The sequence below is a fragment of the Candidatus Desulfolinea nitratireducens genome (assembly GCF_982879505.1).
Genome location: NZ_CEYOSI010000233.1, coordinates 1 through 5,411, shown reverse-complemented (window position 1 = coordinate 5,411; position 5,411 = coordinate 1). Strand labels below are relative to the sequence as shown.

5 protein-coding genes are annotated in these 5,411 nt (G+C 50.2%); all 5 read left to right on the top strand.

Annotated elements, in window-relative coordinates:
* Window positions 1-47 precede the first annotated feature (47 nt).
* On the top strand, window positions 48-512 hold the full coding sequence (locus AC3DOM_RS15350) for a GGDEF domain-containing protein (RefSeq protein WP_487919920.1): 465 nt from the start codon (window positions 48-50) through the stop codon (window positions 510-512).
* 77 nt (window positions 513-589) lie between these two features.
* On the top strand, window positions 590-1,522 hold the full coding sequence (locus AC3DOM_RS15345) for a diacylglycerol/lipid kinase family protein (RefSeq protein WP_487919919.1): 933 nt from the start codon (window positions 590-592) through the stop codon (window positions 1,520-1,522).
* A gap of 14 nt (window positions 1,523-1,536) precedes the next feature.
* Window positions 1,537-3,147 (top strand): helicase-associated domain-containing protein, encoded by a 1,611-nt coding sequence (locus tag AC3DOM_RS15340; protein ID WP_487919918.1) that lies wholly within the window; start codon window positions 1,537-1,539, stop codon window positions 3,145-3,147.
* 164 nt (window positions 3,148-3,311) lie between these two features.
* Window positions 3,312-4,490: a glycine C-acetyltransferase gene (locus AC3DOM_RS15335; RefSeq protein WP_487919917.1), complete on the top strand. Its 1,179-nt coding sequence runs from the start codon at window positions 3,312-3,314 to the stop codon at window positions 4,488-4,490.
* Window positions 4,491-4,666: 176 nt separating this feature from the next.
* On the top strand, window positions 4,667-5,411 hold a 745-nt coding region (locus tag AC3DOM_RS15330; protein WP_487919916.1), incomplete at its 3' end, for a cation diffusion facilitator family transporter.

The window sequence follows — 5,411 nt, the reverse complement described above, 5'->3', positions numbered from 1 at the left end:
GCCTGATTTGCTCTCAAAGTTGTTAATCTGCTGTTCTCTCCGACAAGCTGCTAGAGCAGGAAATTCTCGCATCGCATCGCACCGGGCATCCATTTGCTACCGTTATGATGGATCTCGATGGTTTCAAAGTTGTCAACGATACCTATGGACATCCTGTTGGCGACTTGGTTTTGAACGCAATATTCAACTACCTTGCACAGGGGCTTCGTTCCAGCGATTTCCTGGCTCGCTATGGTGGTGACGAGTTGACTTTGGTGCTCCCACAAAGCGATATGCTCTCTACAAAGCTGGTTACCGACAAAATGATTGAACAGCTTCAAAATTTTTCCTACACTCTTCCGGATGATTCTGAACTCAAAATCAGCATGTCGGGAGGTGTAGCGCTTTACCCAATTCACGGAAATACGGCTTCACAGCTATTACGTGCTGCCGATTCTGCTCTATATGACGCAAAAAAACATCAACGCGGCTCATTCAGCATTGCCACCAGGCCAACTGAAGAATTAGCCTAAATAGATGGAGACGGTATAATCTCCGTCTTTGATTCAGGGGGGGATAATATTTTAATCCGAGTTTATGAGGAGCAAAGATGACCCGAAAAGTAAAGCTGATCTTGAATCCTGTGGCTGATATGAGCCGCGCCTGGAATGTGGCCCGAGACTTACGTCCAATTGTTAATGAATATGGAAACGCTGATTGGAGCGGGACGGTTTATCCTGGCCATGCGACTGAGCTTGCGCGCCAGGCAGGGGAAGAAGGCTATGATCTCGTTGTTGCGTTGGGGGGAGATGGCACGGTACACGAGGTTGTCAATGGTCTGATGCAGGTTGAAGCTAAGAAGCGCCCCGCGCTTGGCGTCGTCCCGATCGGTTCGGGAAATGATTTTGCCTTTGCCAATGGCATTCCTGAAAGTGCAAATCAGGCCATGGCCCTGGCTCTGCATGGCAAAACAACGCCGATTGATTTGGGGTTGATGGTCGATGAAAATGGGCGGCAGGAATATATTGATAATTCCCTCGGAGTTGGTTTCAATGCTGTTGTTACGATCCGCTCACATCGTTTGCCAATCCTGCGCGGCTTTTTGATGTATCTGGCTGCCGTGATTCAGACCATCCTGCTCAATTTTGATCCTGCTCATATGCATTTTGAATCCGAAGATGAAAAGTGGGAACAGGATACGATCATGGTCGTATTTGCCAATGGGCCGCGGGAAGGGGGCGGCTTTTATGTGGCGCCATCTGCCCGCCCGGATGATGGGATCATGAATTACACGATCGTCGAGAAGGTTTCCCGCCTCATGATGTTCCGGCTCTTGCCAGAATTTATGAAAGGCTCTCAGGAAAGTTTTTCAGAAATCAAAGCCGGGCAATTCAAAAAACTATCGCTCAAATCTGACAAGCCCCTCTATATTCATATTGACGGAGAAATTTACACAAACTTCGGTTCAAATTTGCGCGGCCTTTCCGTGGAAATTCTTCCGGATGTGTTGGATGTAGTCCGCGGAACCAGCCACTCTGACTAAAAGACCGACAAACTATGCCGACGCTTGTTCAAAGCCTCAAAAAACACGATCTCGGTCATCTGCGTATTCTTGCTCAAATATGGGGCGTGGAATTGAGTGCCGGTGAACGTAAGCGGGCTCGCGATGAATTGGGTGAAAAACTACTTAACGGAGCCCTTGTTGCCGAATTGATTGAGGCCCTGCCGGTTGATGCGGCGCAGGCGTTGAAGGCCCTCCTTCAGAATGGGGGGCGGATACCATGGGCAAAATTTGAACGACAATTTGGCGAAATACGTGAGGTCGGTGCTGGTCGGCGGGATCGGGAAGAAATTTATCTTGCCCCTGTTTCTGCTGCTGAAACTCTCTTTTACCGCGCCCTGCTTGCCCGCGCATTTTTTGATCACCCCAACGGAGCGCAGGAATTTGCCTATTTGCCGGATGATTTATTGGGAATCATTCAGGGGGAAGGTAAAGCCACCAGACCGGCAAAATCACTGGGACGCCTTGCCCGTCCTGACGAGTGTGCCCATATTAGCCCGGCCACCGATCATCTCCTGGATGATATAACAACCCTTCTGGCTGCATTGCGTCTGGGATGGGATGAGCCCCCCTTTGGTTTGGAGACATCTCTCCGCTTCACTCGCGACCTCCTGCCTGCTGCTCGTTTAATCATTGATGGTGGGGAGCTCCAAACAGATTCCATCAAAATATTTCTGGAAACAGAACGCAGCGAGGCCCTAAATCAGCTCATCCGAATCTGGCGCGAAAGTGAAATGATCAACACACTGCACCAAATCCCAACCTTGATCTGTGAGGGTGCCTGGGTGAACCCAGTTCTGGATACTCGAAAGGCGCTGCTGGGCTTTATTGAAAATATCCCGAAAAATAAGTGGTGGAGTTTGAGATCCTTTATTGCCGATATAAAAAAGGCATATCCCGATTTCCAGCGTACTGCTGGTGATTATGATGCCTGGTTTATCCGCCGCGCCGATGATGGTGTTCGATTGCGCGGTTTCGGGCATTGGGATGAGGTCGAGGGAGCCCTCATCCGCTATTTCATCGTGGGGCCGCTGTACTGGCTGGGGCTGGTTGATCTTGCTTCAACAATTGAAAAGGGCGGAGAAACTGCATTCAGAGTCAGGGGAAAGCTTGTTGAGGGTAAGGAAAAGGATAGCGAAAAAATCAATCTCAACTCAAGCGGGCAGGTCATAGTCTCGCGCCATGTTGCAAGGAGTGTACGTTACCAGCTCTCACGCTTTTGTAATTGGGAGAAGAGCAATAATCCGGATGAATATCGATATCAGATCACCCCGTCTTCACTGGAGCGTGCTCGTGAGCAGGGGCTGAAAATATCACATTTGTTGGGGCTGTTGAGAAAATTTTCGGCCGTAGATATCCCCCCCTCCCTGTCTCGCGCCCTCCAGCGTTGGGATGCGAACGGAACCGAAGCTCGGGTGGAGACGATGTCGATTTTACGCCTCAGCAAGCCGGAGGACTTGGAGATGTTACGCAAATCCAAAGCAGGCAGATTTCTGGGCGAAGTATTGGGCCCAACAGCGGTTGTCGTTCAGGCAGGGGCCTCCTCCAAAATTATGGCAGCATTGATCGAGATGGGTATTTTTATGAAAGACGAAACCGATAAATAGGGATATTGTCACTAAATAAAGTGACAGCAGGGAAAATAGTATTTGCTATAATGAAAGAGTCAAATAAAGTTTAAGTCATTGCTAAAACGAGATTGCTACGCCGGGCTTCACGCTGTGTGCTTCGCGAACGCCCTCCTCGCAATGACAGTGCAGAGGAGAAAAGCATGTCTAAGATTGACTGGATCAAGAAAGAAATCGAGGGGTTGCAAAATGCGGGTCTTTATACCAATATCCGCACGCTCGGCTCAGCACAGGGGGCCTGGCTGATGGTGGATGGTAAAAAAGTGCTGAATTTCTGCTCAAATAATTATCTGGGGTTGGCAAATCACCCCAGGATCGCGGCCGCAGCAAAGGCCGCAATTGATGAATACGGCGTGGGGCCGGGTGCGGTACGCACCATAGCCGGGACAATGGATTTACATATCAAGCTGGAGCAGCGCCTGGCCGAGTTTAAAAAGGTTGAAGCCGCGCTTACTTTTCAGTCCGGTTTCAATGCCAATACGGCCACTATCCCTGCGCTGGTTGGCAAAGGAGATGTGATCTTTTCTGACCGACTGAACCATGCCAGCATTATCGATGGCTGTCGTCTTTCGGGCGCAAAGATCAAAGCTTATGAGCATAATAGCGCGGAATCCCTGGAGGAGATGCTAAAAGAACATCTTTCTGAATATAAACGTGCCCTGGTTGTCACGGATGGCGTTTTCAGCATGGATGGCGATGTGGCTCCGCTGGATAAACTTTTCGAGGTGACAAAGAAATACGATGTGCTTTTGATGGTTGATGACGCTCATGGCGAGGGTGTACTCGGTCATGGCGGACGCGGGATTGTGGATCATTTTGGCCTGCACGGCAAGGTGGATGTGGAGATCGGGACCATGTCCAAGGCCTTTGGGGTGGTCGGCGGGATCGTGGCTGGGAAGCAGGTCATTATCGATTGGCTTAAACAGCGCGGACGGCCCTTCCTGTTTTCTTCAGCGATGACCATTCCGGATGCGGGCGCTTGTCTTGCGGCGGTTGACTTGCTTGAAGAATCTACCGAGCTTGTGGATAAACTCTGGGATAATGCCAAATATTTCAAGACTGAAATGAAGACCCTCGGCTTTGATACGGGGCATAGCGAGACGCCCATTACCCCCGTGATGCTTGGCGAAGCGACCCTGGCACAGGGTTTCAGCAAAGCGCTCTACGAAGCAGGCGTCTTTGGGACTGCGATCGCCTTCCCAACGGTACCGCAAGGTACAGCCCGCATCCGTGTGATGATCTCGGCAGCTCATGAGACGGAAGATCTTGATAAAGGTCTTGAAATTTTTGCTGAGGTTGGAAAGAAAATGGGAGTGATTTAGGAAGCGAGATTCGGTATTCGTTATTCGGAAGGGTGGATGGTTTCCCGCCCTTTTTTGTTTTAACACAAAGACCACAAAGGAACACTAAGATAAGAACTAAAAACCTTTGTGTCTCTTTGTGCCCGTTTGTGCACGAAAGGGTATTGTGTTTAAGATTCGGATATAATCAACTTACTATGAAACGCCCTTCCCTTACCCGCTATGCCTGGCTCTCAATCGCCGCGGCATTGATCACCATCGCACTCAAAGCTGGAGCCTATGTGCTGACTGGCTCGGTCGGCTTGCTTTCGGATGCAATTGAATCAATTGTCAATTTATTCGCCGCGATCATGGCCTTGAGCATGTTGACCATCGCCGCGCGCCCCGCTGATGAGAGTCATACCTACGGGCATGGTAAAGCGGAATATTTTTCCAGCAATGTGGAAGGGATGTTGATCCTTGTCGCAGCAGCGGGAATAATGGTCACCGCAGTAGAGCGGATCATTAATCCGCGTGAAATTGAGCAGGTGGGTATTGGACTGGCCGTATCGGTAGTGGCAACCCTGGTTAACTTTGTAGTTGCCCGGATTTTATTAAAGGCGGGCAAGCAGTATGGCTCAATTACCCTTGAAGCGGATTCAGATCACCTGATGACGGATGTCTGGACTTCGATTGGTGTACTGATCGGGGTGGGTGCGGTTGGCCTGACGGGTTGGAGTATCCTTGACCCGATTATCGCGCTGGTTGTTTCAGCCAATATTGTTTACACTGGTTTGCAGTTAATCCGCCGGTCGGTGGAAGGATTGATGGATGCATCTCTCTCGAAGGATGAGATGCAGGCGGTTGAAGATGTGCTCGCAAAATATCGCGAGCAGGGCATCGAATTCCACGCGTTGCGCACCCGTCAGGCGGGAGCGCGGCACTTCATCTCGGTGCATGTCC